At 71.4% G+C, this 26,237-nt stretch carries 24 protein-coding genes; 8 read left to right on the top strand and 16 right to left on the bottom strand.

Going from position 1 to position 26,237, the window contains the following annotated elements; genetic code table 11:
• Positions 1–229 precede the first annotated feature (229 nt).
• The gene (locus ABGB12_RS01910) at positions 230–1,039 is read right to left on the bottom strand and encodes a hypothetical protein (RefSeq protein WP_347674003.1); all 810 of its coding nucleotides are present in this window, start codon (positions 1,037–1,039) and stop codon (positions 230–232) included.
• A gap of 34 nt (positions 1,040–1,073) precedes the next feature.
• Positions 1,074–1,640 carry an RNA polymerase sigma factor gene (locus ABGB12_RS01905; RefSeq protein WP_347674001.1) on the bottom strand — a complete coding sequence of 189 codons (567 nt, stop codon included), beginning with the start codon at positions 1,638–1,640 and terminating at the stop codon, positions 1,074–1,076.
• Between the two features lie 197 nt (positions 1,641–1,837).
• Here ABGB12_RS01905 and hutU point away from each other — a divergent pair, with 197 nt between their 5' ends.
• Positions 1,838–3,520 carry a urocanate hydratase gene (gene hutU, locus ABGB12_RS01900; RefSeq protein WP_347673999.1) on the top strand — a complete coding sequence of 561 codons (1,683 nt, stop codon included), beginning with the start codon at positions 1,838–1,840 and terminating at the stop codon, positions 3,518–3,520.
• 12 nt (positions 3,521–3,532) lie between these two features.
• On the opposite strand, the gene ABGB12_RS01895 is transcribed toward hutU, so the two are convergent.
• The 3 genes from ABGB12_RS01895 to ABGB12_RS01885 all read right to left on the bottom strand — a co-directional run bounded on the left by ABGB12_RS01895 (position 3,533) and on the right by ABGB12_RS01885 (position 6,594).
• Complete coding sequence (locus ABGB12_RS01895; RefSeq protein ID WP_347673997.1) at positions 3,533–4,786, bottom strand: cytochrome P450; 1,254 nt, start codon at positions 4,784–4,786, stop codon at positions 3,533–3,535.
• Positions 4,771–6,120, bottom strand: coding sequence for a xylan 1,4-beta-xylosidase (locus ABGB12_RS01890; protein WP_347673995.1), 1,350 nt, complete (start codon positions 6,118–6,120; stop codon positions 4,771–4,773). Before ABGB12_RS01890 ends, ABGB12_RS01895 begins: the two co-directional genes overlap by 16 nt.
• 255 nt (positions 6,121–6,375) lie before the next feature.
• Entirely contained in the window at positions 6,376–6,594 is a 219-nt protein-coding gene (locus tag ABGB12_RS01885) for a hypothetical protein (RefSeq protein ID WP_347673993.1), read from the bottom strand.
• 110 nt (positions 6,595–6,704) lie between these two features.
• On the opposite strand from ABGB12_RS01885, the gene ABGB12_RS01880 reads away from it, so the two are divergent.
• Positions 6,705–7,469, top strand: a complete 765-nt coding sequence (locus tag ABGB12_RS01880) for a GntR family transcriptional regulator (RefSeq protein ID WP_347673991.1) — start codon at positions 6,705–6,707, stop codon at positions 7,467–7,469.
• Positions 7,470–7,490: 21 nt separating this feature from the next.
• Here ABGB12_RS01880 and ABGB12_RS01875 read toward each other — a convergent pair whose 3' ends face one another.
• The gene (locus ABGB12_RS01875) at positions 7,491–8,303 is read right to left on the bottom strand and encodes an NUDIX hydrolase (RefSeq protein ID WP_347673989.1); all 813 of its coding nucleotides are present in this window, start codon (positions 8,301–8,303) and stop codon (positions 7,491–7,493) included.
• 112 nt (positions 8,304–8,415) lie between these two features.
• Between ABGB12_RS01875 and ABGB12_RS01870 the strand changes: the two genes are divergently transcribed.
• The 4 genes from ABGB12_RS01870 to ABGB12_RS01855 are packed head-to-tail and all read left to right on the top strand — an operon-like array spanning position 8,416 to position 12,614.
• Positions 8,416–9,855, top strand: coding sequence for a serine/threonine-protein kinase (locus ABGB12_RS01870; RefSeq protein WP_347673987.1), 1,440 nt, complete (start codon positions 8,416–8,418; stop codon positions 9,853–9,855).
• A 49-nt stretch (positions 9,856–9,904) separates the two neighbouring features.
• Positions 9,905–10,387: a PaaI family thioesterase gene (locus ABGB12_RS01865; protein WP_347673985.1), complete on the top strand. Its 483-nt coding sequence runs from the start codon at positions 9,905–9,907 to the stop codon at positions 10,385–10,387.
• Between the two features lie 9 nt (positions 10,388–10,396).
• Positions 10,397–12,094 carry a signal peptide peptidase SppA gene (gene sppA / locus ABGB12_RS01860; protein ID WP_347673983.1) on the top strand — a complete coding sequence of 566 codons (1,698 nt, stop codon included), beginning with the start codon at positions 10,397–10,399 and terminating at the stop codon, positions 12,092–12,094.
• A gap of 40 nt (positions 12,095–12,134) precedes the next feature.
• Positions 12,135–12,614 (top strand): flavin reductase family protein, encoded by a 480-nt coding sequence (locus ABGB12_RS01855; protein WP_347673980.1) that lies wholly within the window; start codon positions 12,135–12,137, stop codon positions 12,612–12,614.
• A gap of 16 nt (positions 12,615–12,630) precedes the next feature.
• Here ABGB12_RS01855 and ABGB12_RS01850 read toward each other — a convergent pair whose 3' ends face one another.
• The 7 genes from ABGB12_RS01850 to ABGB12_RS01820 all read right to left on the bottom strand — a co-directional run bounded on the left by ABGB12_RS01850 (position 12,631) and on the right by ABGB12_RS01820 (position 19,879).
• Positions 12,631–13,416 carry an ABC transporter permease subunit gene (locus ABGB12_RS01850; protein WP_347673978.1) on the bottom strand — a complete coding sequence of 262 codons (786 nt, stop codon included), beginning with the start codon at positions 13,414–13,416 and terminating at the stop codon, positions 12,631–12,633.
• A complete protein-coding gene (locus ABGB12_RS01845; protein WP_347673976.1) occupies positions 13,413–14,156 on the bottom strand; it encodes an ABC transporter permease subunit in 744 nt (247 codons plus the stop codon). Before ABGB12_RS01845 ends, ABGB12_RS01850 begins: the two co-directional genes overlap by 4 nt.
• A complete protein-coding gene (locus ABGB12_RS01840; protein WP_347673974.1) occupies positions 14,153–14,953 on the bottom strand; it encodes an ABC transporter ATP-binding protein in 801 nt (266 codons plus the stop codon). Before ABGB12_RS01840 ends, ABGB12_RS01845 begins: the two co-directional genes overlap by 4 nt.
• Positions 14,937–16,022 (bottom strand): ABC transporter substrate-binding protein, encoded by a 1,086-nt coding sequence (locus tag ABGB12_RS01835; protein WP_347673972.1) that lies wholly within the window; start codon positions 16,020–16,022, stop codon positions 14,937–14,939. The genes ABGB12_RS01840 and ABGB12_RS01835 overlap by 17 nt, the downstream gene beginning before the upstream one ends.
• Before the next feature lie 205 nt (positions 16,023–16,227).
• Positions 16,228–17,205, bottom strand: a complete 978-nt coding sequence (locus ABGB12_RS01830) for an LLM class F420-dependent oxidoreductase (RefSeq protein WP_347673970.1) — start codon at positions 17,203–17,205, stop codon at positions 16,228–16,230.
• Complete coding sequence (locus ABGB12_RS01825) at positions 17,202–18,401, bottom strand: acetyl-CoA C-acyltransferase (RefSeq protein ID WP_347673968.1); 1,200 nt, start codon at positions 18,399–18,401, stop codon at positions 17,202–17,204. Before ABGB12_RS01825 ends, ABGB12_RS01830 begins: the two co-directional genes overlap by 4 nt.
• Positions 18,398–19,879 carry a carotenoid oxygenase family protein gene (locus ABGB12_RS01820; RefSeq protein ID WP_347673966.1) on the bottom strand — a complete coding sequence of 494 codons (1,482 nt, stop codon included), beginning with the start codon at positions 19,877–19,879 and terminating at the stop codon, positions 18,398–18,400. Before ABGB12_RS01820 ends, ABGB12_RS01825 begins: the two co-directional genes overlap by 4 nt.
• A gap of 128 nt (positions 19,880–20,007) precedes the next feature.
• Between ABGB12_RS01820 and ABGB12_RS01815 the strand changes: the two genes are divergently transcribed.
• Positions 20,008–20,970: a helix-turn-helix domain-containing protein gene (locus tag ABGB12_RS01815; protein WP_347673964.1), complete on the top strand. Its 963-nt coding sequence runs from the start codon at positions 20,008–20,010 to the stop codon at positions 20,968–20,970.
• Here ABGB12_RS01815 and paaN read toward each other — a convergent pair.
• Entirely contained in the window at positions 20,945–22,657 is a 1,713-nt protein-coding gene (paaN, locus tag ABGB12_RS01810) for a phenylacetic acid degradation protein PaaN (protein WP_347673962.1), read from the bottom strand. The two genes, ABGB12_RS01815 and paaN, sit on opposite strands and share 26 nt — an antisense overlap.
• A gap of 93 nt (positions 22,658–22,750) precedes the next feature.
• Here paaN and ABGB12_RS01805 point away from each other — a divergent pair, with 93 nt between their 5' ends.
• Positions 22,751–24,490 (top strand): class I adenylate-forming enzyme family protein, encoded by a 1,740-nt coding sequence (locus ABGB12_RS01805; protein WP_347673961.1) that lies wholly within the window; start codon positions 22,751–22,753, stop codon positions 24,488–24,490.
• Between the two features lie 67 nt (positions 24,491–24,557).
• On the opposite strand, the gene ABGB12_RS01800 is transcribed toward ABGB12_RS01805, so the two are convergent.
• Complete coding sequence (locus ABGB12_RS01800) at positions 24,558–24,995, bottom strand: PaaI family thioesterase (protein ID WP_347673959.1); 438 nt, start codon at positions 24,993–24,995, stop codon at positions 24,558–24,560.
• A gap of 2 nt (positions 24,996–24,997) precedes the next feature.
• Positions 24,998–26,164, bottom strand: coding sequence for a thiolase family protein (locus ABGB12_RS01795; RefSeq protein WP_347673957.1), 1,167 nt, complete (start codon positions 26,162–26,164; stop codon positions 24,998–25,000).
• Positions 26,165–26,237: the final 73 nt, after the last annotated feature.

The raw sequence follows: 26,237 nt of genomic DNA, 5'->3' as shown, positions 1-26,237 counted from the left end.
TCAGCAGGCCGGCTGATCGGCCGGTGCGCCGTGTTCGCGGGCCCGGGCAAAGCCCGCGAACACGGCGTCCTTCCGCCGGAACTCCTTCGCGCGACCAGGAGGCCGCTCGCACGGACGGGAACGCTGCACCTTCTGGACCGGAGGGCGCTGGGAGTTCCGGCAGTTCCGGACGTCGTGGTTACGGGAACGGGGGCAGAACCCGTGAGTGACGTCCGGAGTCTTCGGTTCTTCAGTTGTTCTTCTGGTCTTGCCGCGGCCAGAGCTCGAGCTCAGGCCACCCTTCGGGCCAGAGGGACTGGCGTTCGGCGCTGCCTTCGCCCCTGGCCTTGCGTTGTTGCTTGTCCTGCTTCAGGTCGGGGGGCCGAACCCACTCCTTCGGCAGTTCCCCGGGCCATTCGGTCGGCCAGCCCCGGTCCAGGGGCCAGGAGGTCGGCCAGTCCGTCGGCCAGCCCTGCGGCGGCCACTGGCCGTTCGGCTTGTTCTTGTCCCAGCCCAGCAGCGCGATGCAGAAGGCGATCACCTTCTTGCGCCCGCCGGCCGCCTTGACCAGAGGAGCGAGGTGCTTGTCCTGCCCGCCCTGGGTGATGTAGGCCCGGCACAGGTCGGCCGTGGAGGGCGTCGCCGCGGGGGCGGGTGCGGGCGGCGCCGCGTACTTGCGGGTGAGGGTCGGGGTGCTGGTCACCGAAGGCGGCTTCCTCGGCTTCTCTTCCTTGTGTCCGGGTACTCCGCCATTGGCCGCGATCGCGACCCCGCCGACCGCGCCGATCGCCAGAACCACCCCGATGACCGGGGCGGTCAGCGTTTTGGCGAGCAAGGAGCGGAGTGATGGCTTCTCCCGGTGTTCCTCTGACAGGGCCGACAGGACTGGTGCGTCGACGCGCGCGGCCTGGAAGGCGGCCACCGCCTCCATCTCGCCGCTCAGCTCTTCCGCCCGGCCTGGGGCGGCCGCGCTGTTGAGCAGTTCGGTGACGGGATGGCCCGCCGAACTCCCGCAGAGCATCTGCTCCGCGGTCCTTCGGCTGATCCGTTTCGCGCTCATCTCATCTCTCTCAGCGTCGAGGTGCGCCAAAGTGTCACTCGATTTCCGCAGCGAGTTTTTTCAGGCCCCGGTACGCCGCGGTGCGCACCGCACCGGCCCGCTTGCCCAGCACCTGACCTGCGGTTTTGGCGTCGAGCCCGATGACGACCCGCAGCAGCACCGCCTCGGCCTGGTCCTTGGGCAGCCGCAGGATCATCCGCAGCGCCCGCTCGGTGCCCAGCCCGCCCAGCGCGCTCAGCTCGGTGTCGTGTTCTCCGGCGACCTCGGTCAGTTCGTCCAGCGTCGTCTCGGCCTGAGGCCGGCGGCGGCGCCGGCGGACGTGGTCCAGGGCCCGGTTGCGGGCGATGGTCGTCGCCCAGCCCCGGAACCCGTCGTACTCGCCCCTGAAGGAGGGCAGATCGCGGACGATCTGCAGCCAGGCCTCGGAGGCGACGTCTTCGGCATCCTCGGCCACGAGCGCGCGCAGGTAGCGCAGCAGGCGCGGTTGCAGATCCCGGTACACGGTACGGAAAGCCGTTTCGTCTCCCTGTTGAGCGGCTCGGACGCATGCCGACAGCTCGGCCTCGTCCGGAGGGGTCCGCTGGGCCACCTTCCGATCCACCCGCATAACTATGGTGGCTTCTCAGGGCAGAAGTGAACAAGACTGTACTTTTCTCGACTCTTTTCCTTCCGGTTTCCTGCCGGAGACCTCAGTTCAGCCCCGCCCAGGACGGGCAAGGACAAGGGCAAGGGGGCACGCGAGGCCGGGTGAGGCGGGCACGGCGCTCCCGCAGGCACCCACCCTCACAGGAGGACCGCATGGAACACTTCCCGGTCCGCGCCGCCCGCGGCACCGCGCTGAGCGCCCGCGGCTGGCCGCAGGAGGCCGCGCTGCGGATGCTCGCCAACAACCTCGACCCCGAGGTGGCCGAGCACCCCGAATCGCTGATCGTCTGCGGGGGGAGCGGCAAGGCGGCCCGCAGCCCGGCCGCGTACGCCGCGCTCGTGCACTGCCTGACGGAGCTGGCCGAGGACGAGACCCTGCTCGTCCAGTCCGGCAAACCCGTCGGGATCTTCCGCACCCACGAGTGGGCGCCGCGGGTGCTGCTGGCCAACTCCAACCTGGTGCCCGAGTGGGCGACCTGGGAGGAGTTCCGGCGGCTGGAGGAACTCGGGCTCATCATGTTCGGGCAGATGACGGCGGGCTCTTGGATCTACATCGGCACCCAGGGCGTCCTGCAGGGCACCTACGAGACCTTCTCCGCCATCGCCGACCGGCGCTTCGGCGGGACCCTCGCCGGGACGATCACGCTCACCGCCGGGCTCGGCGGCATGGGCGGGGCGCAGCCCCTGGCCGTCACGATGAACGGCGGGGTGGCGATCTGCGTCGAATGCGACCCGTCGCGGATCGCCCGCCGCATCGACCAGGGCTACTGCGACCTGAGCACCGACTCGGCGGCCGAGGCGCTGTCCCGGGCCCTGGCCGCCAGGGACGCCCAGCGGCCCCTGTCGATCGCGCTGCTGGGCAACGCCGCCGAGATCGTCCCGGAGCTGCTGGCGGCCGGCGCGCCCATGGACATCGTCACCGACCAGACCCCCGCCCACGATCCGCTGCGCTACCTGCCGGCCGGAGTCCCCTTCGAGGAGTTCGCCGGGCTGCGGGAGAACGACCCCGAAGGGCTCGCCGTGCGGGCCCGCGAATCCATGGCCCGGCACGTCGAGGCGATGGTCGGGTTCCTCGAGGCCGGAGCCGAGGTCTTCGACTACGGCAACTCGCTGCGCGGCGAGGCGAGGCTGGCCGGGTACGAGCACGCCTTCGCCTACCCCGGCTTCGTGTCCGCCTACCTGCGCCCGCTGTTCTGCGAGGGGAAGGGGCCGTTCCGCTGGGTGGCGCTTTCGGGGGACCCGAAGGACATCGACGTCACCGACCGGGCGGTCCTCGACCTCTTCCCCCACGACGAGTCCCTCACCCGGTGGATCCGGATGGCGCGGGAGAAGGTGCGCTTCCAGGGGCTGCCCGCCCGGATCTGCTGGCTCGGCCAGGGCGAACGCGACAAGGCGGGGCTGCGGTTCAACGAGCTGGTGGCGCGGGGCGGGATCAGCGCTCCGGTCGTCATCGGCCGCGACCACATGGACTGCGGGTCGGTGGCGTCCCCGCACCGCGAGACCGAGGGCATGCTCGACGGCTCCGACACGATCGCCGACTGGCCGCTGCTCAACGCCATGCTCAACACCGCGTCGGGCGCGTCCTGGGTGTCCATCCACCAGGGCGGCGGCGTCGGGATCGGACGTTCGGTGCACGCCGGCCAGGTCGCGGTCGCCGACGGCACCCCGCTGGCCGCGCGGAAACTCCAGCGGGTCCTCACCAACGACCCCGGCATCGGGGTGCTGCGGCACGCCGACGCCGGCTACGCGCGGGCCGTCGAGGTGGCCGAGGAGCACGGGTTCGAGATCCCGATGGAGCCCCCCGAGCCGCGCGGAGCCCGGGAGGCGGACGAGTGAGCGCGCCGGGGCTCAGAACGTGAACGGCTGGCGGACCACCCCGTTGTCGAAGTTGGACAGCAGGTACTCCGGCTCGCCCGTCGTGCGGATGTCCGGCAGCCGGGTGAACAGCTCCCGGAACATGATCTTCAGTTCCATGCGGGCGAGGTTGGCGCCCAGGCACAGATGGGCGCCGGGCCCGCCGAACCCGACGTGAGGGTTGGGGGAGCGGGTGATGTCGAACCTGTCGGGGTCGGGGAACACCTCGGGGTCGCGGTTGGCGGCCGGATACAGCAGCACCACCTTGTCGCCCGGCTCGAGCCGCAGGCCGTTCAGCTCGTACGGCCGGGTCACCGTCCGCCGGAACTGGATGATCGGGGAGGCGTACCGCACGATCTCCTCGATGGCCGGGCCGATCCCGGCGTCGTAGTCCTCCAGGAGCAGTTCGCGCTGGTCGGGGTTCTCGGTGAACAGCCGGATGCCGTGCGACAGCGCGTTACGGGTGGTCTCGTTGCCCGCCACCAGCAGCAGGTCGAAGAAGCTCCCGAGCTCCCGGACGGTCAGGGACTCCCCGTCGACGTTCGCGTTGACCAGCGCCGAGACCAGGTCGCCCCGCGGGTTCCCGCGGCGTTCCCGCGCCATCCCCGCGACCAGCCGGTGCAGGTCGACGATGGCCTTCAGGTTGCCCGCGAGCAGCCGCAGCGTCCGGGGGTCGAACAGCGAACCCCGCACCCCCGAGTACTCCGTCATGACGTCGATGCGTTCGAGCACGTACGGCCGCCGCTCGGGCGGGATGCCCATCATCGCGCAGATGACGTTGATGGGCAGTTTCGCGGACACCTGCTCGACGAAGTCCCGGGGCCCCTCGCGCTCCACGTCGTCCACGATGCGGGTGGCGGTGGCCTGGATGTCGTCGGCGAGGCCCGCCAGCATCCTCGGGCTGAACGCCCGCGACACGATCCGGCGCAGCCGCCCGTGCCGGGGGTCGTCCATGTTGACCATGGGGCGGCCGAACAGCCACGCGATCCACGGCGGCGGCTCCGGCGACGTCGCCGCGGGCTCGCTGGAGAACGCCTTGGTGTCACGGCTGACCTCCACGACGTCCGCGTGCCGGACGAGGGCGTAGAACCCCTTGCCCGCCCGGACCAGGGGCACGCGGGGCTCGGTGAAGAAGACCGGCTCCTTCAGCCCGCGCAGCCGGGCGAACTCGGCGTACCGCTCTTCGTGCGGCCGGGACCAGAAATCGACACCGACGATGTCCGTGCTCGCGTTCAACTGGCGATCCATGTGATCTCGTAGGGCTGGAGGGAGAGCCGTCCACCACCGACCGTAGCGGTCAGGCTCCGGTTCGTGGCGTTCACCACGAGCAGTTGCTCAGGGGAAGCCAGTACTTTCAGGTCCTTTGCCGAGCCGCCGGAGACGTCCGACACCGGCGGCCGCACCAGCTCGGTGCCGGGCGGGAACCAGCGGGCGAAGTTCTGCTGGAGTTCCAGCGACGGCAGTGCCCGGCCCTCCCGGCTCCACAGGCAGCCCGTGCAGGTGCCGGGGCTGCCCTGCGGGCTCCAGTACAGCGCCCCCGCCGCGCCCGACCGGGCGAACTCGATCATCGCGGCGGCCTGGACGGCGTGCAGCCGCTCGGCGCTCCACCCCGAGTTCTCCGGCTCGACGTACCACTCGGCCCACACCACCGGCAGGTCCTCCTTGGCGCGCAGCCAGCGGGTGAGCGCCCCGAACTTGGCGTTCGCGGCGAACTCGTCGCCGTGCGACGTCCGGTCCTCCGGCAGGGACGAGCCGTCGACCACGATGAAGTCCGCGCCGTCCTTGTGCTCCAGCCAGTACTCGACGGCCTCCAGACCGCGCCGGTCGGCCGCGCCCCACGGACCCTTCACCTCGTCTGACGACTCGGAGTGCGCGTCGGCGTAGCTGTTGAGCGGGATGTAGGGGCCGCCGACCTGGAGGCCGGGGTTCACCTCCTTCAAGGCCGCGTAGACCTTGTTGTAGAGCCGGGTGTAGCCCTCGTAGTCCCATCGGTTCTGGCCGCGGTTGAAGAAGCCCTTGAACTCGTTCCAGACGAAGAAGTACCGCACGTCCGGGTAGCGCCGGGCGACCGCGGCCGCCTGCTCGGCGAACGCGTCGTGGAACTCCGGCAGCGGCGCGTCCTCCAGGTGGGCCCAGTCGGTCGCGCCCGCCGGGCCGCCCTTCATCCAGTCGGGCGCGCAGCACAGCGTGACGACCGGGACGCCGCCGGTGTCGCGGATCGCCTTCATCCGCCGGTCCAGCGACGACCAGTCGTACCGGCCGGGATCCGGCTGCGGGTTGTTCGCGCCGAACCCCATGACGTGCTGCGCCTGCAGCATCGGCTGGGCGCGCACCGCGGGCACGGCCGCGGGTTCGGCGTCCAGGCTGTTCTGGGTGTGGGTGAACCCCCAGGCCGTCCAGTCGCCGGGAGGCCCCGCGGCGATCCTGCCGACGGGCTCGCCGTCGAGGACGGCCGAGGGGTCGGATCCGCGGCCGAAGTAGAGCACGGCGGAGGAGACGGCGACTCCGAGGAGGGCGGCGACCAGCGCGATCATCCAGGCGGGGGAGCGGCGGCCGTGACGGCCGCGGCGTGGGGAGACCAAAGGGGGAGTGGCGGAGGTCGGAGACGGCTGGCCTTTCACTGACCCTCCAGAGTCGGTTGCTTTCCTCTTAGAACGTTCAACCGTTTGCTCTGGTTCGCGAAGAGCCTTCTTTGGCCGAGCGTGAACGCTTACCTTGACCGTACTCTTTTGTCACTTCGGCCGCGGGAAAGAACACGCGTGACGGCCCCGGCCCCTCCGCCCCTGCCTCGCGGACGGGCCGGGCACCCTCCTTCTCCTCCGTGCCGCCGCACCCGGTCAGGGGCCGGCGGTGTCCACCCGGGCCTGCTCGTCCAGCCGGCGCCGCAGGCCCGCCTCGTCGTCGGCGGCCAGGGTCATCGCCAGACCCGCGTCGAGCTGGGCGTCGGTCAGATCGCCGCTGCGGGTGGCGTACCACCGGCCCGCGTCGCTCCGCCACACCACCCAGCCGGGGTGTTCCGTCTCGATGTTCGCCTTGAGGTCTGCGAAGTCCACCATCAGGGTGGTCCCTTCCCCGAACAACTCATTCCGTATACAAAAGTGATGCGTATGGAGAGAACCGTCAAGCTTCAAGTAACAGCAACATTCCCCGGCGGTCCGACAGGGAGGTGTCGCCGGTGCCGAAATCCGCTTATATACGGATCGCCGATGAGTTGAGAAAGGGAATAAGGGACGGCACCTATCCTCCCGGTTCGCGGCTCCCCACCCTCGCCGTGCTGGCAGCCGCCCACGGGGTCTCCGACATCGTGGTCAGGCAGGCGATCGCGGTCCTGCGCGGAGAGGGACTCGTGGAGACCCGGCGCGGCGGCGGCACCCTCGTCCGGATCCGGCCACCGGTCCGGCGGATGGCGATGGAGCGCTACCGGGTGGAGACCGGGCCGCTCACCGCACCCGCCACCTCCTTCACCCACGACCAGCGCATCGGCTGGAACGAGTACCGGCTCGACCGCGACTACCGGAAGGTCCGCGCCGACGCCGAACTCGCCGCGCTGTTCGCCCTCCCCGCCGAGACCGACCTCCTGCGGCGCCGGTTCGTGTTCTTCGCGCGCGGCGAACCCCAGCAGATCTCCGTCAACTACCTGCCGTGGGACCTCGTCGGAGGGACGCCCGTCGCCGACCCCGAACGGGAACCGTGGCCCGGAGGCACCCCGGCCCAGCTGGCCTACCTCGGCCGCCCGCCGACCCGCGTGGAGGAGTCCGTCCGGGCCCGGATGCCCGCCCCCGAGGAGGCCGAGACGCTGCGGATGGCCAGCGGGGTGCCCGTCATCACCATCACCCGGCGGATGTTCTCCGGCGAACACGTCCTCGAGGTGTGCCGGGACATCGTCATCCCGGCGGACCGGGTGATCCTGGACTACTCCCTGGACCTGTGAGACCGGGCCGGCGAACCCGGCTCAGCCGATCCTGTCCAGCAGCCAGCGCGGGCCCACCACCTCGGCGCCCGCCTCCTCGCACCGGCGGCGCAGCTCGCGGTCGGCGGTGACCACCACGTAGTGCGCCCCGTCGTGCCCGATCTGCCGGACGATCTCGTCGTCCCCGCTGCCAGGGGCGGCGACCACCCGCACCCCGCCCGCGCCCTCCAGCGCCCGGGCCGCGCCCTCCACCACCAGCACCAGCTCCGGATAGGCCTCGTCGAACGGGCCGAACGAGACCGGCCCCAGCCCGGCCAGCGCGTCACGCAGCCGCCGGGCCGCCCCCAGCCGGTCGCGCCACCAGCCGTCGGGGCGGGAACCCATGACGTTGGCGGCGTCCACGACCAGGACCACACGGGTGAGCATGGAACGCAGCGTAGGCCACGCCTCACCGAACGGAGCGAACAGGCGCAGCGCGTCGACCTCCTGGACCGGGACCCAGCGGGCCGCCTTCGTCTCGCTGGACACCCCGCGCACCCGCGGGAGGTCCGGGGCCGAACCGATCATCGTGGTGTAGGACCAGCCGCCGTGATCGTCCAGGATCCGCCCGTGCAGACGCACGATGGAGACGTCCAGAGAGCTCTCCTCCGTGGTCTCCCGCAGCGCCGCCGCCACCGGATCCTCGTCGGCGTGCCGACCGCCGCCGAAAAGACACCACGTGCCGCCGCCGTTGCACCACCACGCGCGCTGCTGGAGGAGCACGTGGCCCTCGCTGAACAGCAGCAGGCCCGCGGCCCCGAACCGACCCCAGTGCATGTGGCCGCGCTCGCACCGGGTGAAGCCATCGCCGTCCACGTCCGCAGAGTAGCCGAGCCGTGATCGAAGATCAGGCCGGACGCCTACCTTGTAACGCCGAGGACAGGGCAAGCTGGAACCGAATGAACCCTGGAGGCGTCCCATGACCGCGATGGCCGAACCACTCAGACCCGATGACCCGCGTGCCCTCGGCCGGTTCTTCCTGCTGAAGAGGCTCGGCGAGGGCGGCCAGGGCATCGTCTACCTGGGGCGCGACTCCCAGAGCCAGGAGAAGGTCGCGGTCAAGGTGCTCAAGGCCGCCGACGCCGAGGCCCGCGAGCGGCTCGAACGCGAGATGAACGCCGTCCAGCGGGTGCGGCTGCAGTACTGCATCTCCCGCGTCATCGACTACTCCTTCGAGGGCACCAGGCCGTTCGTGGTCAGCGAGTTCGTCGACGGGCCGTCCCTGTTCGACCGGGTCGCCGCCCAAGGGCCGCTGCGCGGCGGCGACCTGGAACGGCTCCTGGCCTTCACCGCCCAGGCGCTGGTGACCATCCACGGCTCCGGGGTGGTGCACCGCGACCTCAAGCCCGCCAACGTCCTGCTCGGCCCCGACGGGCCCCGCGTGGTGGACTTCGGCATCGCCCGCCCCGTCGACCAGCACACCCAGGGCGGGCAGCTCGTCGGCACGCCCTCCTACATCGCGCCCGAGCAGCTGCAGGGCCGGCCCGCGAGCAAGGCCTCCGACGTGTGGGCGTGGGCCTGCACGATGGTGTTCGCGGCGACCGGCCACCCGCCGTTCGGGCCGTTCGACGGCGACGGCGACAACGTCGCGGTCATCCTCGGCCGGATCATGCACGCCGAGCCCAGGCTGGGGCACGGACTCGAGGCGTTCGAGCCGCTGCTGCGACGCTGCCTGGACAAGGACCCGGCGTGCCGCCCCACCGCCCGGCAGCTGCGGGACGAGCTGGAGTCGGATCTGGAGCACGACGGTCCGGACGAGGGCCCGGCGACCCCGCCTCCGGCGCCTTCCTTCTCCCCGCCGTGGCCGGGGAGGGACGCCACCGTCGACCACACGCCGCCGTCCACCCCGCCGCCGTTCGCCGGTCCGCCGCCGACGAGCCCGCAGCCGTTCTACCCGCCGGGCGTGCCCGTGCCGCGCCGGAGGCGCTCCAAGCTGCCGCTGGTGCTCCTGACGCTGGCCGCGGTGCTGGCGGCGGGCGGCTGGCTCGGGTTCCAGGCGCTGCGGGAGGACGGCGCGCTACCGGGCGGCGGAGGGGAGGCCACGATCCCGTCGGCGTTCGCCGGGACCTGGTCGGGCGGCCTGGAGATCCTCGACGGGCAGGGCGGCAGCCGGTACTACGAGGTGCAGCTGGTCCTCTTCGAGGGGCAGACGTCCGGGGACGCGCAGTTCCTGGGCGACGGGGCCTGCAACGGGACGCTGGGGGTCAAGGCGGTCGAAGAGGGCCGGCTGGAACTGGACCTGACCGACGAGGACCCCGACTGCCCCGACGGCACGCTGCGGCTGAGCCCCGAGGGGGAGGGGCTGTCGCTGGCGTACTCGGCGAGCCCGGCCTTCAGCGGGCGGGCCGACCTCAGCCGGGCGGGGTGACCGGGGGCGGCGGGGATGCGGAGAACGGTCATTAGTTACCCTCGCGTACGTGTCAGAAGCAGAACTCTGGGACACCCTGACCGGGGCCGAGCTCATCCAGGCCATCGGTGACGGAAGGTTCCCCCAAGTGACCGACGTGTCCGACTACATCGGGCAGAAGATCGTGAAAGCCGAGCCCGGCCGGGTCGAACTGGCCTGGAACCCCGACGCGAAGCTCTGCAACCCCGGAGGGATCGTCCACGGCGGATTCATCGCCACGATCCTCGACAACGCCGTCTGCCTGGCGGCCGCCAGCCTCGGAGACGTCTTCATCCCGCAGCTGACCCTCAACCTGAACGTCGACTACCTGCGGGCCGTGCAGGCCGGAGCCTCCTACTCCGTCATCGGCACGGTCACCCACTCCGGCCGCTCCCGCACCGTCTCCGCCGCCAGACTGCTCGACTCCGACGACGTGCCCTGCGCGGTCGCCACGGCCAGCGTCACCGGAAACCAGGTCTTCGCCCGGACCCGGAAGGTCATCGACGACGCGTAGTGTTGGGTCATGGTGGATCCGCTGAAGGCACTGGACACGGTCAAAGACCTGCGTGAGCGACGCCACGCCCCGCTGGTCCTCGAACTGGACCTCTCGGACGGACTCGTCGAAGGCACCCAGCCCGACCCGCTGAGCGCGCTGATGGGCGCCCGGCGCGTCCACCTGCGGGACGTGCTGGACGGGCTGCGCAAGGCCCGGCGCGACCCCCGGGTCAAGGCGCTGGTCGCCAAGGTCAGCGGGCAGGTCGGGCTGGCCCTCGCCCAGGAGCTGCGCGAAGCCGTCGCCGCGTTCCGGGCGGCCGGGAAGCTCACCGTCGCCTGGACCGAGACCTTCGGGGAGACCGGGCAGGGCACCTCCGCCTACTACCTGGCCACGGCCTTCGAGAAGGTCTACCTCCAGCCTTCGGGCGACGTCGGGATCACCGGCGTGGCGTTGTCCGAACCGTTCGTCAAGGACGCGCTCGACAAGGCCGGCGTCACGTTCCGGTTCGGGAAACGGGCCGAGTACAAGACCGCGCCCAACACCTTCCTGGAGAACGCCTACACCGCCGAGCACGCCGAGGCGTCCCAGCGGATGGTCGAATCCATCGGAGAGCAGATCGTCGCCGGCGTGGCGGAGGCCCGCGGGCTCCCCGAGGACAAGGTGCGCGAACTGATCGACCGGGCGCCGCTGACCGCGTCCGAGGCGCTCGATGCCGGGCTGGTCGACGAGCTCGGCTACCGGGACGAGGTGTACGCCCACGTCCGGAACCGGGCCGGAAGCCAGGCGCGGCTGCAGTACGTCTCCCGGTACAACCGCTCCGGGCTCTCGGGACGGATCCACACTCCCGGGGCGAAGGACGCCGTCGCGCTGGTCCAGGCCCACGGGATGATCAGGCTGGGACGGTCGGGCCGGAGCGCGGTGCCCGGGCAGGGCGGCGCCGTCGGGTCCGACACGCTCGCGACGGCGATCCGGGCCGCGGTCAGGGACCCGAGGATCAAGGCGATCGTCATGCGGGTGAACAGCCCCGGCGGCTCCTACGTGGCCTCCGACGTGATCTGGCGCGAGGTGAACCTGGCGCGGCAGGCGGGCAAGCCCGTCGTGGTGTCGATGGGCAACCTCGCGGCGTCCGGCGGGTACTTCATCGCCATGGCCGCCGACACGATCGTCGCGCAGCCCGGGACGCTCACCGGGTCGATCGGGGTGTACTCCGGGAAACCCGTCGTCAGCGAACTGATGACGCGGCTCGGTGTGAGCTTCGGGAGCGCCGCGTTCGGACGGCACGCGCAGATCGACTCCCCCACCCGGGACTTCACCGAGAGCGAGTGGGAGCGGCTCGACCACTCCCTGGACCGGATCTACGCCGACTTCACCGCCAAGGCCGCGCAGGGGCGGGGCATGGACCTCCCCGACCTGGAGAGGCTCGCCCGCGGACGCGTCTGGACCGGGGCCGACGCGGCGGAGCACGGGCTCGTGGACGAGCTGGGCGGCCTGGACCTGGCGCTGGACCTCGCCCGCGGGAAGGCGGGGCTGCCGCCGGACGCGCCGGTGCGGTCGCTGCCGCACGTGTCGCCGCTCGACCGGTTCCGGCCCGCGGAGTCCAGCGAGGACCGGACCGCCGCCACCGCACGCTTCTCCGGGTGGGGCTCGCTCGCCGGGCTCGCCGCGCAGCTCGGACTGCCCGCGGCGGGACCGCTGGTACTGCCCGGGGTGTGGGAACCGCGCTGAACGGCACCGCTGACGACGGTCGACGCCGGGGAGGCGAAGGTTGATCACACCGCAGGACTTCACCGCCGCGCTGGCCTCCTTCGCCACCGGTGTCACCGTGGTGACGGTCAAGGAGGGGCGCGACGACATCGGGACGACCGTCACGGCGTTCACCTCGGTCTCGATGGATCCGCCGATGGTGCTGATCAGCGTGGCCGCGGCGTCCTACCTGTGCGAGGTGCTGCACCGGAATCCGCGTTGGGCCGTCACCGTGCTCTCCGCGGCCCAACGCGCGCTGGCGGGCCGGTTCGCCGCCGAGGGACGGCCCTCGGCCCGGCTGCTGCTGGGAGGGCACGCCTTCCACCGGGGGCTCAAGAGCGAGGCGCTGGTCATCGAGGGCGGGCTGGCGGCGGTGGAGTGCGAGACCCGGCTGCGGATGCCGGCGGGGGACCATGTGCTGTTCGTCGCCGAGGTGCTCGGGGTCGATTATCTGGAGAAGGCCGAGCCGTTGATCCGGGTCAACCGGCGGTATCGCTCCTGAGGGCTTCGGGCGGTCCTCAGGACCGGACCCGCCCGAACCGGGCCAGGACGATGTTCTCGACGACGCCGATCAGCGAGTAGATCAGCAGCGACGCGAGGGTGATGGCGACGACGGACGTCCACAGGTCGTCGGATTCGAAGGTGCTGACGTCCTGGAGCATCCGGTAGCCGAGGCCCTTGCCGGTGGCGAGCCATTCGGCGAGCATCGCGCCGATGATGGCGCCGGGAGCCGAGATGCGGGCGGAGGTGAAGAAGGACGGCAGGGCCGACGGGATGAGCACCTTGCGCAGGGCGGTCCAGGTGCCGCCGCCGTAGGCGCGGATCAGGTCGACGGCCTGGGGGGACGCCGAGCGCAGGCCCAGGACGATGTTCACCAGCGCGGGGAAGAACACCACGATCCCGCAGATGACGGTGGTCGCCAGCAGCTCACGGCCGAAGACCAGCGTGATCACCGGTGTCATCGCGACCAGCGGCACGCTCCGCATGATCATCGCGATGGGCAGGAAGGCCTGCTCGGCGGTGGTCGACAGGACGAAGAGCATCGCGACGACGGTGGCGGCGACCAGCCCGGCGACCAGGCCGAAGCCCGCGTCGACCAGGGTGATCTTCAGCCCCTCCCAGACGAGGGAGCGGTGCTCCGCGGCCTCCTCCTGGGTGAACAGGTACGCCCAGACGTCCAGGGGGCTGCGCACGACCATCGGGTTGATCGAGAAGTACTCGATGAAGGCGATCCACGCGCCGAGGACGAGCGCCAGCGAGACGCCGATCGACGACAGGGTGCCCAGGGTTCTCTTCCAGATCACGAGGCTTTCCGTTCCCAGGGGGCCGCGAACCGGGCGATCAGCGCGACGACCGCGTAGCCGCCGCCGGCGAGCAGGCCCGCCACGAGCGCGACGCCCCAGGTCCGTTCGGTCGCGAGTTGCTGCTGGGCGACGACCATGGCCAGGCCGAGGCCCTGGTCGACCCGGCCGAGGAACTCGCCGATCATCGCGCCGAGGACCGCCGACGGCGCGGCGATCTTCAGTGCGGCGAAGCTGGACGGCAGGGCCGCGATCAGCCGGACCTTCACGAGTTGCGCCCACCGTCCGCCGCCGTAGGCCTGGACGAGTTCCAGGCAGGTCCTGTCCGCGGCGCGCAGCCCGGCCAGGACGCCGATCAAAGTGGTGAACAGCACTTGGAGGGCCGCCATAGCGACCATGGGGGCGTCGTCTTCGAGGACGATCGTGAGGATCGGCCCGACGGCGATGATCGGCAGGCAGTAGGACGCGACCCCGATCTGGGTGATGACGCGTTCCAGCGGCGGCACCAGGATCACCAGGACGGCCAGCCCGATCGCGATGAGGTTGCCCCAGAAGAAGCCGCGCAGGGCCTCCCAGCCGGTCCCTTCGATGTGCGGTCCGTAGTACTCCCAGCCGTCTTCGACGAGTCGGCCGAAGGTGTCCCTCGGGTTGGGCACCGCGTTCCCCGCGACGGTCAGCGCGGCCAGTTCCCACGCGAGGTAGAGGCCGAGAAGCCCGAGGAGCCCGGCGGTCGGCCTCCTCATGCTTCTTCTCCCGGTTCGGTGCCGGGCCCGAACAGCAGCTCCGAGAGCTTGTCCTGGTAGGCGTGGAACTCGGGGGTCCGCATGACGTCGGGTGTGCGGGGCCGCGGCAGCTCGATGGGGACCTCGGCGACGACGGTGCCCGGCCGCGGGCTCATGACCGCGACGACGTCGCTGAGGAAGACGGCTTCGGCGATGCTGTGGGTGACCAGCAGGGTGGTCACCGCGCGTTCGCTCCAGATCCGCTGCAGTTCCAGGTTGAGCCGCTGGCGCGTCATGTCGTCGAGCGCGCCGAAGGGCTCGTCGAGCAGCAGCACCCGCGGTTCGACGACCAGCGCGCGGGCGATCGCGACGCGCTGCCGCATGCCGCCGGAGAGCTGGGCGGGCCGGGCCTTCTCGAACCCCTCCAGCCCGACCAGCTTGATCAGATCGCTGATCTGGTCCTTGGCCGGCTTGATGCCGGCGACTTCCAGCGGGAGGCGGATGTTGGCGGCGACGGTGCGCCAGGGCAGCAGGGCCGAGTCCTGGAAGGCGATGCCCAGGTGGTGCTTGTCGCGGGCGGTCGCCGGGGGTTCGCCGTGCAGCAGGGCCTCGCCGGACGTCGGCTTCTCCAGGCCCGCGAGGATGCGCAGGACCGTGGACTTGCCGCAGCCGGACGGGCCCAGCAGCGACAGGAAGGAGCCCTGCGGGGTCCGCAGGTCCACGCCGCTGAGGGCGGTGACGGACCTGCGGCCCAGCTTGAACTCCTTGGACAGGCCGGTGAGGCTGATGCCCTCGGAGCTCTCAGAGTCCTGCGACAAGGCTCGGGTCCTCCTTGTAGACCTCTTCGAGGACGCTCAGGTCGAAGAGCTGTTCGGCGGTCACCTCGAGGCCGGCGAACTTGAGGGTCTCGATGTTCTTGGCGACGAGTTCCGGCGTGATGGTGAACAGGCCGTTCTTCTTGGTGTCCTCGGTGAGGATCAGCTCGTTCTGGTCCTTGGAGGACAGGATCTGCTCCTTCAGGTCGAGCCCGAGGTCCTTGCCGTACTTGTCGACGGCGAGCTTGGCGCCGGCCTCGGGGTCCTTGAGGCTGTCCCGCCAGCCCTTGGCCTGGGCGCGCAGGAACGCCTTGAGCGCCGGCCGGCGTTCGGAGATCGTCTTGTCGGCGACGACGAAGACCTCGCTGACCAGCGGGTACTTCTCGTCGGCGAACAGGAACGTCTCGACCTCGAAGCCCTTGACGCGCAACGCGTTGGGCTCGTTGGTGACGAAGGACATCCAGCCGTCGACGGTGCCGGTGGTCAGCGGCAGCGGGTCGAACTGGACGGGCACCTTGGTGATGCTCGCGGGGTCGATGCCGTTGGCCTTGAGGAACGCCGCCCAGATCGCCTCGTTGGTGGCCTGGACGCCGATCTTCTTGCCGATCATGTCCTTGGCGCTTCGGATCGGGTTGTCGGCCATCGACATGATCGCGAACGGGTTCTTCTGGTACTCCGCGCCGATGATCTTCAGTTGGGCGCCCTTGGCGAGCGCGGCGGCCACCGTGTCGGGGGCGCTGATGCCGACCATCGCCTTGCCGGTGAGCACGTCGGTCTCGGCCGGGGTCGCGGTCGGGCCGCCGCCGATCAGCTCGAAGCCGCTGAAGCCCTCGGCCTTGTAGTAGCCGTTGGTGTCGGCGAGGTAGGCGCCGGCGAACTCGACGTTCTTCACCCAGGAGAACCGCAGGCTTCCCTCCCCGATCCCCCCGGTCCCGGCGGAGGCGTCCTCCTCGTCGTCCCCGCAGGCGGCCAGCAGGGGGGCGGCGACGAGCAGCCCGGAGGCGAGCAGACCGCCGCGCAGGAGCGCGCGGCGGTCGAAGCGGCGGTCGAGGCGGTCGAGGTGATGCGTCACGGGGAGGGCTCCGATCAGGGGGGTCTCACATGCTGCGTGAGGCGACGCTAAGGAGACCCTGTTGCATCGGATGGCCCGCATTGATTCGCGCTCGTTACACGAACCTCACCTTTTGTAGGGTCCGCCAAGCCCCCGTATGAGCGTTGTTCTCGTTTGGTGTGATCCGCTCAGCGGGGCCCGGCGGACCCTCGTGTCCCGCCCGTCTCTAACGCAGCGCGGCCAGCGTGCCCTCTCCACCGGGGTCGCCGTCCACGGAGGCGGGGACGAGGGCGACCTCGTCGACCCCGGCGCGGGCGTACTCGGCGAGCTTCTCCTGTACGGTCGCCTCGTCGCCGACCAGGCCGATGGACTGGATCAGCTCGACGGGGACGGCCGCGAGCAGCTCCTTGGGATGCGGCCGGGTGCGGGCGAACGCGACGACGTCTCCGAAACCGGCTTCGGCGAACATCTCGCCGTATCCGGGGGCGGCCAGGTAGCCGACGACGGCCCGGCGGAGCTGTTCGACGGCGTCCTCGGACGGGTTCACCGCGGCGGGGACCCAGGCCGCCACCTTCGGCGCGGGACGGCCGGCTTCGGCGGCGGCCTCCCGGAGCCTGCGCACGAGGAGCGCCGCGGACGCCGGGGTGATCAGGTTGAGGACCATCCGGTCGGCGCTGGTGGCGGCGGTCTTGACGGCGGAGTCGCCGAACGCCGCCACGGTCAGCTCGGACTTCGGCGCGTCCAGCCGCAGGTGGTATCCGCGCGTGCTGACGGTCTCTCCCGCGAAGGAGGGCTTGCCGCCGTCGAGCAGTTCCCGCAGCACGGTGGCCGACTCCCGCAGCCGGGTCACCGACCGGCCGCGGTCGCGTCCGTGCCAGAACTCCACGACCATCGGGCTGGAGGTGCCGATCGCGACGTCGACGCGGCGTCCGGTGAGGTCGGCGACGGACGCGACGCCCCGGGCGATCGTCATGGGGTCCCGCACGGCGACGGCGAGCGGGCCGACGGTCAGCCTGATCCGCTGCGTCCGGACGCCGATGACGGAGGCGAGCGCGAAGGCGTCGTAGGTGGCCATCTCGCCCACCCACAGTTCGTCGTAGCCGAGCCGGTCGGCGGCGCTCGCGGTGAGCAGGGCCTCGCCGGGCGGCCGGTCCTGCCAGAAGCCCAGGGAGACCGTGAGGCGGGGGGAAGTCTGTTCTGTCATGAGATGTTCTCCACTACCGTGGCGCTTCCGGTTCCGGCGGCGCCGCTGACCGCGACCACCCCATAGCGTCCTCCAGTCCGTTCCAGTTCGTCCACACAGGAGGCGAGCAGGATCGGGCCGGTGGCCCCGAAGGCGTGGCCCATGGCGATGGTTCCGCCGTTGGGGTTGAACTGTTCGTCGCCGACGCCCAGATCGCGCTGGAAGCGCAGGCAGGTGGCCGCGAAGGCCTCGGCGACCTCGAAGACGTCGATGTCGCAAGGGGAGAGGCCCGCCTGCTTCAGCGCCTTCTCCACGGCGGCCTGGCCGGCGGTGAGCATGACGACCGGGTCCACGGCGGCGGTGGCGGCGGCGACGATCCTGGCCCGGGGGCGCAGGCCGGTCGCCTGTGCGGCGGCGGCGTCGCCGAGCACGACGAGGCCCGCGCCGTCCACGAGGGCGGGGGAGGTCCCGGCGGTGTGCAGGTGCCGGATCTCGCCGACCTCGGGGTGGTGGCGGCGGACCAGGTCGTCCTGACCCTGGGCGCCGAGCCCGGCGAAGGCCGGCCGCATGGCGGCCAGGCCCTCCAGGGTGGTGTCCGGCCTGATGGCCTCGTCCCGGTCGAGGACGATCTCGCCCTCGTGCCGGACGGGCAGCAGGGAGCCCGCGTACCGGCCCTGCTCCCAGGCCGCGGCCGCGCGCCGCTGGCTGCGCAGGGCGTAGGCGTCGAGCTGCTGGCGTTCGAAGCCCTCCAGGGTGGCGATCAGGTCGGCGGCGATGCCCATCTGCACGGCTCCGGCGCGCTCCACGACCTGCGGGTCCCGCCAGATCGGCGCCTGGTCGGAGAACATCGGCACCCGGGAGACCGACTCGACGCCGCCGGCGGCCAGCAGGCCCGCCGAGCCGAAGGCGATCCGGGCCGTGGCGGTGTTGACCGCGTCGACGCCCGAGGCGCAGAACCGGTTGAGGGTGATGCCGGAGGCGTTCCAGCCCGCCAGGATCGCGGCGGTGCGGGCCAGGTCCCCGCCCTGCTCGCCGGTCTGGCTCGCCGAGCCGACCACCAGGTCCTCCACCGCGTCCGGCAGCGTCCCGGCCCGTCCGGCCAGGCCCCCCAGCAGCTGCGTCACCAACTCCAGCGGGGCGACCCCGGCGAGGCCGCCGCCCGGCCTGGCCTTCCCGCGCGGGGTGCGCAGGGTGGACAGCACATAGACGTCGGTCACAGGGAGCCGCCCTCGCGGAGCTGGTCGGCGCGGACCCAGGTGGCGTGGAAGCCCGGCGGCACGCGGCGCGGCAGCAGGACCCGTCCGACCGGCCCCGCGGAGACGTCGGCGGCGTCGAAGATGGCGCACTCGGCGCGGTTCTCGCGCTCGTCGTTGATGAAGCTGACCAGGTAGCCGTCGGTCTCCCCGGTGGAGCCGTCGCGGGCGGCGAAGGGTGATTCCGAGCCGTAGCGGCCGGGACCGAAGAAGTGCTCCTGCTTCTGCCCGGTCTGGGAGTCGAACCGGACGAGCCCGTCGAACAGCAGCGTCTGCTCGGTGGCCAGGTGCATGTCGTAGGAGTAGCGGTGGGGACGGCCCATGACGCGCGAGTCGACGCTGGGGAACTCGATGTTGTCGTCGTCCAGGGGGCCTTCGGTGGTCTGTCCGGTGCGCAGGTTGAACCGGTAGCGGTAGATGTGGGCGTTGAGCCGCAGGTAGGCCAGCATCTGGGCGAGCTTGGAGGTGTAGGTCGCCTGGTGCTGCGGGTTCTTCACCCGGCAGACGTCCAGGACGATCTCCTCGCCCTCCTCCCAGGAGTTGACGACGTGGTAGATGTAGCACGGGTCGGCGGTGAACCAGCGGATGGCGTCGCCGTTCCCGTGCCGGGGGATCACGCCGAACCTGGCCGGCAGCGAGCGTTCGAAGAAGATGCGGTACTTGCCCGCGGCCCGCGCCTCCTGGTCCTGGATGAGCGGCAGGTCCATGAGGATCGAGTAGTTCGGGGTGATCGCCATGTCGTGGGGCAGGCGTGGCCCGGGGATGTCGACGCCGGTGACGTGGGTGACGGTGCCCTCAGGGCCGACGACGCCGTAGCGCATGTAGGGCGGTCCGTCGGGTCCGTAGTCGAACCACAGCAGTTCGCCGGTCTCCTCGTCGACCTTGTTGTGGGCCATCATGTCGCCGTCGAGGGTGCCCAGGAAGTTCTCCGCGCCGAGGGTCTCCAGGGACAGCGGGTCGATCGCGTACGGGGAGCCGCACAGGTACCAGGTGGCGAGCACCTTGCCGCGGTGGAAGAGCACGTCGGTGTTGGCGGAGTCCTTGATGCCCAGGCCGTGGGTGTTGCCGAAGGGGTTGTTCGCGGGGTTCTCCATGACGCCGGTCCACAGGGCCTTGCCGGCCTTGGACTCCTCGTGGAAGGCGGCGGTGCGGACGTACCGGTTGCGGTAGCGGGCCTTGCCGTTCTCGAAGTGCATCGCGTGGATCATGCCGTCGCCGTCGAACATGTGGTAGCGGCCTTCGGCGGGGAACCGGCGGTTGGGGCCGTTGCGCAGGAAGACGCCGTTGAGGTCCGCGGGGATCTCGCCGATCACTTCGAGGTCGTCCAGGGTCAGCTCGTCCTGCACCGCCTCGAACACGCCCATCAGGTAGGGGTTCGGCTCGTCTTCTTCGGTGCCGGCGGCCACCCTGGCCACCGCGATCGGCTGCTCGTTCCGGGTCATCTCCGCGCTCCTCTTCAGGTGGGTTCTCGCACTGGAGTGGAAACTACTATAAGAAAAGTCAGCCCTCAAAGTAGCATGTGGTCGACCCGGAGAGAAGAGGGACGAACGGCATGAGAGGCGGACCATCGGTGGGTGGGCAAGCGCAGGGGCCGCGGCCCAGCGCGATCGGACAGGCGCTGCTGGCGATCAGCGACCAGTGGACCCTGCTGATCCTGCAGCGGGCCTTCCTCCTGCGCACCAAGCGGTTCGCCGACTGGCGGGACGACCTGGGCATGTCGGAGTCGGTGCTGTCCAACCGGCTCAAGGAACTCGTCGCCGGAGGACTGCTGCTGCCCTCCCCCTACCGCGAGGAGGGCCGCACCCGCACCGAGTACCTGCTCACCGAGCAGGCCAGGGAGCTGTGGCCGCTGCTGGTGCACGTCTGGTCGTGGGAACGGGCCTGGGTGCCGCGCCGCGCCGGGCTGCCCGAACTCGTCCACGAGACCTGCGGCAACCGCACCGACGTCGAACTCGGCTGCGCCGCCTGCGGCGGGGCCCCGGTCACCGCCCGCGACACCGAGACGCTGCGCGGCGAGGCCACCTTCGCCCAGGTGGCCGTACCGCGCCTGCACCGCAAGACGGTCCGCGTCAACGCGGAAGACGATCCGCTGTCCTACTTCCCCGAGACGTTCGAGCTGCTCGGCGACCGGTGGGGGACGGTGCTGCTCGCCGCGGCCTTCCTGGGCGTGCGGCGGTTCGCCGACTTCCAGGCCGAGCTCGGCGTCGCCCCGTCGGTGCTGTCCAACCGGCTGCGGCGCTTCACCGAGCTCGGAGTGCTCACCACCGACGAGAGCGAAGGCGGCAGGCCCCGCTATCGGCTCACCGACAAGGGCCTGGCCTTCTTCGGAGTGTTCGCCTTCCTCATCGACTGGGCGCAGCGCTGGTACACCGGCCCTCCCGGCACCGATCTGCGCCTCCTTCACCGCGCCTGCGGCAAGCCCTTCCAGCCGTACCTGCGCTGCCTGTCCTGCGGCGAGCCGCTGGAACGCCCGGCCGTGGCCTTCCTGGTCGGAGCGGACGGCGAGCTCAGGCCGGCCGCCTCGACTGGGTGACGCGGAACCGGCCGGCGACGAAGGAGTCGTCGGTGAGGGAGGCGTTGCCGGCGGGGTTGAGCCCGGTGACGTGGTAGTCGCTGTAGGCGGCCGAGAAGTTCAACGGCATCGGGCCGGTGAGGTTGCAGGTCACCGCCGCGCCCGCGACGGCGTAGGCGGCCTCCACCCGGTCCAGGTAGGACTCGTCGGTGGAGTAGGCGAACGCGGTGATCGCGCCGTGCTCCCGGGCGTCCCGCGCGGCCCGCTCCAGCGCCTGGTCGGCGTCGTCGCACTCGATCACGAACGCGATCGGGCCGAACCGCTCCTGGCCGTACAGGTCGTGGTCGGCGACGTCCACCTGGACGAGCAGCGGTCCGCCGGTACGGGCCCCGGGGTATTCGGGGTGGATGTAGGAGGCGGGTTCGAGCACGACCCGGCCTCGGCCCGCCATCAGCCCGATCACCTCTTCCTGCAGCCGCAGGGTGTTCCCCGACTGCACGGCGCCCATCACCGCGGCGGCCCGCTTGGGCACCGTCGAGATCGCCTTGACGGCCTCGGCGAGCGCGTCGGCGAAGTCGGAGGCGCTGACGACGCCGTCGCCGGTGGGCACACCGCCGCGCGGAACGTAGATGTTCTGCGGGCTGGTGCACATCTGGGCGGAGAACAAACACATCGAGCCCGCCAGGGCGCGCAGCACCGGCTGGAGCTCGCCGACCGAGTGGACCAGGACGGAGTTGGTGCCGGAGGTCTCGGTGTAGGCGACGGCGGGGAAGGCGTTGGCCTCCACCCAGGAGCCGAAGGCGGCCGAGCCGGTGAAGTCCACGATCCGGGTCAGCGGGTGCCGGACGAGGTCCTTGGTGACGGGTTCGGCGACCGTGTCGACGGCCAGGCCGACGAGGTCGGGGGAGAAACCGGCCTCGGCCAGGACCTCGCGGCAGACCCGCACGGCCAGCGCCATCTGCAGCACCGAGGTGGGGTGCGGCTTGACGATCACCGGGTTGCCGGTGGCCAGGCTCGCGAACAGCGCCGGGTAGACGTTCCAGGCGGGGAAGCTGGCGCAGGCGATGACGACGGCGACGCCCTTGGGGATCAGCCGGTACCGCTTCACCATCTCCACGTCGGTGGTGCCGAACCTGCGGGACCAGCGGGCGGTCTCCGGCACCCGTGACATCGCGGCGTGGGCCTGGGCGATCGCCTCGACGCCCCGGTCGAGCGCGTTGGTGCCGCTGCCGGTGCAGCTCATGCCGAAGCTCTGCCCCGCGGTGTGCATCGCCGCGTGGGCGAACTCGAAGTTCTTCAGGAAGATCCGCTCGCAGATCTCCAGGCAGAGGCCCGTCCGGGTGGCGGGGGAGGCGTCCCGCCACCGCGGCCAGGCCTCGGTGGCGGCGTCGAACAGCTCGTCCGCCCCGGCGCGCGGATAGGAGATGCCCAGGGGTTCGCCGGTGTAGGGGGAGACCTCGTCGTCCTGCACGGCGAACACGCCGGGGGCGTCGAGCTCGAAGGGGCGGCCGAGCTGCCGCTCGAACGCCGCCTCGCCCTGTTCGCGGGCCTGTGCTCCGCCGGGGTGGGCGGAGGGGGAGTCGGGGAAGGCGGTCCAGCTCTCCCGGGAACGGCAGGCCGCGACCGCTCGGTCGAGCAGTGCGCGGTGCTTGTCGAATGTCTCATGGTTCCTGTCGGACGTCTGACGGTCGAACGGGTCCGTTGCCATGCGTGTACTCCTCCGGCGGGTGGGCGGTCACTACCCTTGACCAGCTGACTTTTTTTATCATAGTGTCCGGGGCTTCGAGGATTTGGAGGGAAAATGACTGTCTTCGCCCCTGGACAGCCCCGATCGCTGCACCCCGCCGACAAGGTCGCCCGCCACCGCGAGCTCGGCTGGTGGACCGACGAGACCGTCGACGGGCTGCTGCGCGGCCACCTGGCCGAACGCGGCGACGTGCTCGCGGTGCTCGACCCACCGGACAAGCAGGCGCTGTGCGGCCTGGAGCCGCTCCGGCTGACCTGGTCGCGGCTCGACTCCGCGGTCGACCGGGTGGCGGCGGCGCTGCTGCGCGCGGGCGTCCGGGTCGGAGACGTGGTCGGACTGCAGCTTCCGAACACGGTCGAACTCGTCGTCTCCTACCTCGCGGTGATCCGCATCGGCGCGATCGTCTCGCCGCTGGCGGTGCAGTTCCGCGACCACGAGATCGGCACCGCCGCCCGCGTAGCGGGCTTCGACGCCTTCATCAGCACGGCCCGGATCGGGGACCGGGCCGCCGTAGCCGACGCCGCGGCGGTCCTGGCGGAGCTCGGCCGGGTACGGGCGGTCCTGGGCTTCGGCTCCGGCCTGCCCGAGGGCGTGTCCTCCCTGGAACTCGGCGAGGCGTCCGAAGCCGACCGCGTCCTCGTGGCCGAGCACCTCACCGGCTACCGGGCGGACCCCGGCCACTGCATCACCATCTGCTGGACCTCCGGCACCGAGAGCATCCCCAAGGCCGTGCCCCGCGCGCACTACGAGTGGATGGCCATCGCCCGGGTGACGCAGGAGGCCCCGGGTCTCACCGAAGACGACGTCATCCTCAACCCGTTCCCCCTGGTGAACATGGCCTCGATCGGCGGGACGCTGCTGCCCTGGCTGCGGTCGGGCGCCCGCCTCGTCCTGCACCAGCCCTTCACCCTGCCCACCTACCTGGAGCAGATCGCCCGGGAACGGGTGACCTACACCCTGGCTCCCCCCGCGGTCCTGACGATGCTGCTGCAGAACGAGGCGATCCTGGAGCGGGCGGACCTCTCGTCGGTCCGCACGATCGCCTCGGGCTCGGCCCCGCTCGCCCCGTCGATGGTGCGCGGCTGGCAGGAGCGCCACGGCATCGGCATCATCAACATGTTCGGCTCCAACGAAGGGGTGTGCCTGCTCAGCGCCCCCACCGACGTGCCCGACCCCGAGCAGCGGGCCCGCTTCTTCCCCCGCTACGGCACGCCGGGCGTGCAGTGGTCGTGCCGCGCGATGGACCCGGTCTCGCTGCGGCTGGTCGACCTGGAGACCGGCGAGGAGATCACCGGGCCCGGGCGTCCCGGCGAGCTGCGGATCGGAGGACCGACCGTGTTCTCCGGCTACCTGGCAGGCACCACCGACGCCGACCCGTTCGACGAGCGGGGCGACCTGTGTACCGGCGACGTCTTCGAGATCACCGGTGAGAACGACGAGTTCCTGCTGTACGTGGACCGGGCCAAGGACCTCATCATCCGGGGCGGCATGAACATCGCCCCCGTGGAGATCGAGAACCTCATCATCAGGCACCCCGCCGTCGCGGAGGTCGCGGTGATCGGCTATCCGGACGAGGTGCTGGGCGAGAAGTCCTGCGCCGTCGTCGTCCCCGCGCCCGGGGCCGAGGTCACCGGGGAGGAGATCGTCGCGCATCTGCGGGAGCAGAAGATCGCCTCGTACAAGCTGCCGGAGAAGGTGGTCTTCGCCGACGCGCTGCCGCGCAACCCCGTAGGCAAGGCGCTGAAGCGCGTCCTGCGGGACCGGCTGCGCGACGGGGCGCTGAAGGAGTCCTGAAACCGGCGAGGACACGGCGTTCCGGGGCCCGCGCGGGGACCCCGGAACGCCGCGTCTCCAGGACCGGTCAGGGCCAGAAGATCAGCTGTGTGCAGCGGAACAGGGCGATCCTGCGGCCGGCGCCGTCGCTGACCTCGGCGTCCCAGATCTGGATCCGGCGTCCGCCGTTGGCGAGGGTGGCGACGGCGCGGACCGTGCCCTGTCTGGCGGTTCCGGTGTAGTTGGTGGTCAGCTGCGACGTGGTGAAGCCCTCGGCGCCCTCGGGGAGGGCCAGGCGGCAGCCGATGCCGCAGGCGGTGTCGGCCAGGGCCACCACCGTCGCGGCGTGCAGATAGCCGTTGGGGGCCAGGAGCTCGGGGCGCACGTCGAGTTCGGCGACCACGCGGTGCTCCGACAACTCGACCACCCGGAAGCCGAGCAGGCCGGGGAGTCTGCCCTCGGTCATCCGGGTGAGGCTTTCCGGGGTCGGGTCCTGCGGGGTGGGGCGGGGCGCGGTGTCTTCCATCTTCAGACCTCCAGGACGAGGGCGATGCCCAGGCCGACGCCGATGCAGGCGGACGCCACGCCGAGGCCGCCGCCTCTGCGGTGTAGTTCCCGGGCGCAGTCCACCACGATGCGGGCGGCCGACGCACCCAGGGGATGTCCCAGGGCGATCGCGCCGCCGTGCGGGTTCACCTTCTCCTCGGGGACCTCGAGTTCGTCCACGCAGGCCAGGACCATGGCGGCGAAGGCCTCGTTGAGCTCCAGCACCGAGACGTCGGACAGGTGCCGACCGGCTTTGCGCAGGGCTTCGCGGATCGCGGGGACGGGGGCGACGGCGAAGCGGTGGGGCTCCAGCGCGACCACGGCGCTGGAGAGGATCCGGGCGATCGGGGGCAGTTCCAGTTCCTCGGATGCGCGGCGCGAACCCATGAGGACGGCGATCGCGCCGTCGCTGATGGGGGAGGAGTTGCCCGCCGTGACGGTGCCGTCGGGGGTGAAGGCGGGGCGGAGGCGGGCGAGCCCGTCCGGGGTGCTGCCGGGGCGGATCGACTCGTCCCGCGCCACTCCTTCCAGCGGGGCGACGGCCTCGTCGTGCAGGCCCTTCTCCCAGGCGGCGTGCGCGCGCTCGTGGGAGCGGGCGGCCCACTCGTCCTGCCGGGCCCGGCTGATGCCGCGTTCGGCGGCGACCAGGTCGACCGAGCCGCCGAGCGAGGCGGTCCACTGCGGGGGGAAGGCGGGGTTGGGCATGCGCCAGCCGACCGTGGTGGGGGTCAGGTCGAGCCTCCGGGGGAGCGCTTCGTCTATCGGCGGCAGCACGTAGGGGGCACGGCTCATGCCTTCCACGCCTCCGGCCACGATGAGTTCGGCGTCGTCCGCGGCGACCGCGCGTCCGGCCTGGACGATCGCCTCCGCGCCGGAGCCGCACAGCCGGTTCACCGTCACGCCCGGCACCGTCACCGGCAGCCCGGCCAGCAGCACGGCCATCCGGGCCACGTTGCGGTTGTCCTCTCCCGCGCCGTTGGTGTCCCCGTAGACGACGTCGGCGATCCGCGCCGGGTCCAGCCCGGGGTGGCGTGCCACCAGTGCGCGCAGGGGGTGCGCTGCCAGGTCGTCGACCCGCACCCCGGACAGCCCGCCCCTGTTCCTGCCGAACGGGGTGCGCTGGGCGTCCAGCAACAGGACCTCTGCCATGCTGACTCCTTCTAGCTGACTTCGTTTATAGTACTAAACCCGTCCCACGCCCATCCGAGGACCCCGGAGGCAT

Source organism: Actinocorallia sp. B10E7, assembly GCF_039871655.1.
Lineage (GTDB): Bacteria > Actinomycetota > Actinomycetes > Streptosporangiales > Streptosporangiaceae > Actinocorallia.
The sequence above is the reverse complement of the archived record's forward strand: the minus strand, read 5'-3'. Positions and strand labels throughout refer to the sequence as shown.

What these genes read in the sequence shown, in the direction of transcription:
- ABGB12_RS01910 (WP_347674003.1), bottom strand. Translation starts at nt 1,039, where the DNA reads ATGAGCGCGAAACGGATCAGCCGAAGGACCGCGGAGCAGATGCTCTGC.
- hutU (WP_347673999.1), top strand. Translation starts at nt 1,838, where the DNA reads ATGGAACACTTCCCGGTCCGCGCCGCCCGCGGCACCGCGCTGAGCGCC.
- ABGB12_RS01895 (WP_347673997.1), bottom strand. Translation starts at nt 4,786, where the DNA reads ATGGATCGCCAGTTGAACGCGAGCACGGACATCGTCGGTGTCGATTTC.
- ABGB12_RS01885 (WP_347673993.1), bottom strand. Translation starts at nt 6,594, where the DNA reads ATGGTGGACTTCGCAGACCTCAAGGCGAACATCGAGACGGAACACCCC.
- ABGB12_RS01870 (WP_347673987.1), top strand. Translation starts at nt 8,416, where the DNA reads ATGGCCGAACCACTCAGACCCGATGACCCGCGTGCCCTCGGCCGGTTC.
- sppA (WP_347673983.1), top strand. Translation starts at nt 10,397, where the DNA reads ATGGTGGATCCGCTGAAGGCACTGGACACGGTCAAAGACCTGCGTGAG.
- ABGB12_RS01845 (WP_347673976.1), bottom strand. Translation starts at nt 14,156, where the DNA reads ATGAGGAGGCCGACCGCCGGGCTCCTCGGGCTTCTCGGCCTCTACCTC.
- ABGB12_RS01830 (WP_347673970.1), bottom strand. Translation starts at nt 17,205, where the DNA reads ATGACAGAACAGACTTCCCCCCGCCTCACGGTCTCCCTGGGCTTCTGG.
- ABGB12_RS01820 (WP_347673966.1), bottom strand. Translation starts at nt 19,879, where the DNA reads ATGACCCGGAACGAGCAGCCGATCGCGGTGGCCAGGGTGGCCGCCGGC.
- paaN (WP_347673962.1), bottom strand. Translation starts at nt 22,657, where the DNA reads ATGGCAACGGACCCGTTCGACCGTCAGACGTCCGACAGGAACCATGAG.
- ABGB12_RS01805 (WP_347673961.1), top strand. Translation starts at nt 22,751, where the DNA reads ATGACTGTCTTCGCCCCTGGACAGCCCCGATCGCTGCACCCCGCCGAC.
- ABGB12_RS01800 (WP_347673959.1), bottom strand. Translation starts at nt 24,995, where the DNA reads ATGGAAGACACCGCGCCCCGCCCCACCCCGCAGGACCCGACCCCGGAA.
- ABGB12_RS01795 (WP_347673957.1), bottom strand. Translation starts at nt 26,164, where the DNA reads ATGGCAGAGGTCCTGTTGCTGGACGCCCAGCGCACCCCGTTCGGCAGG.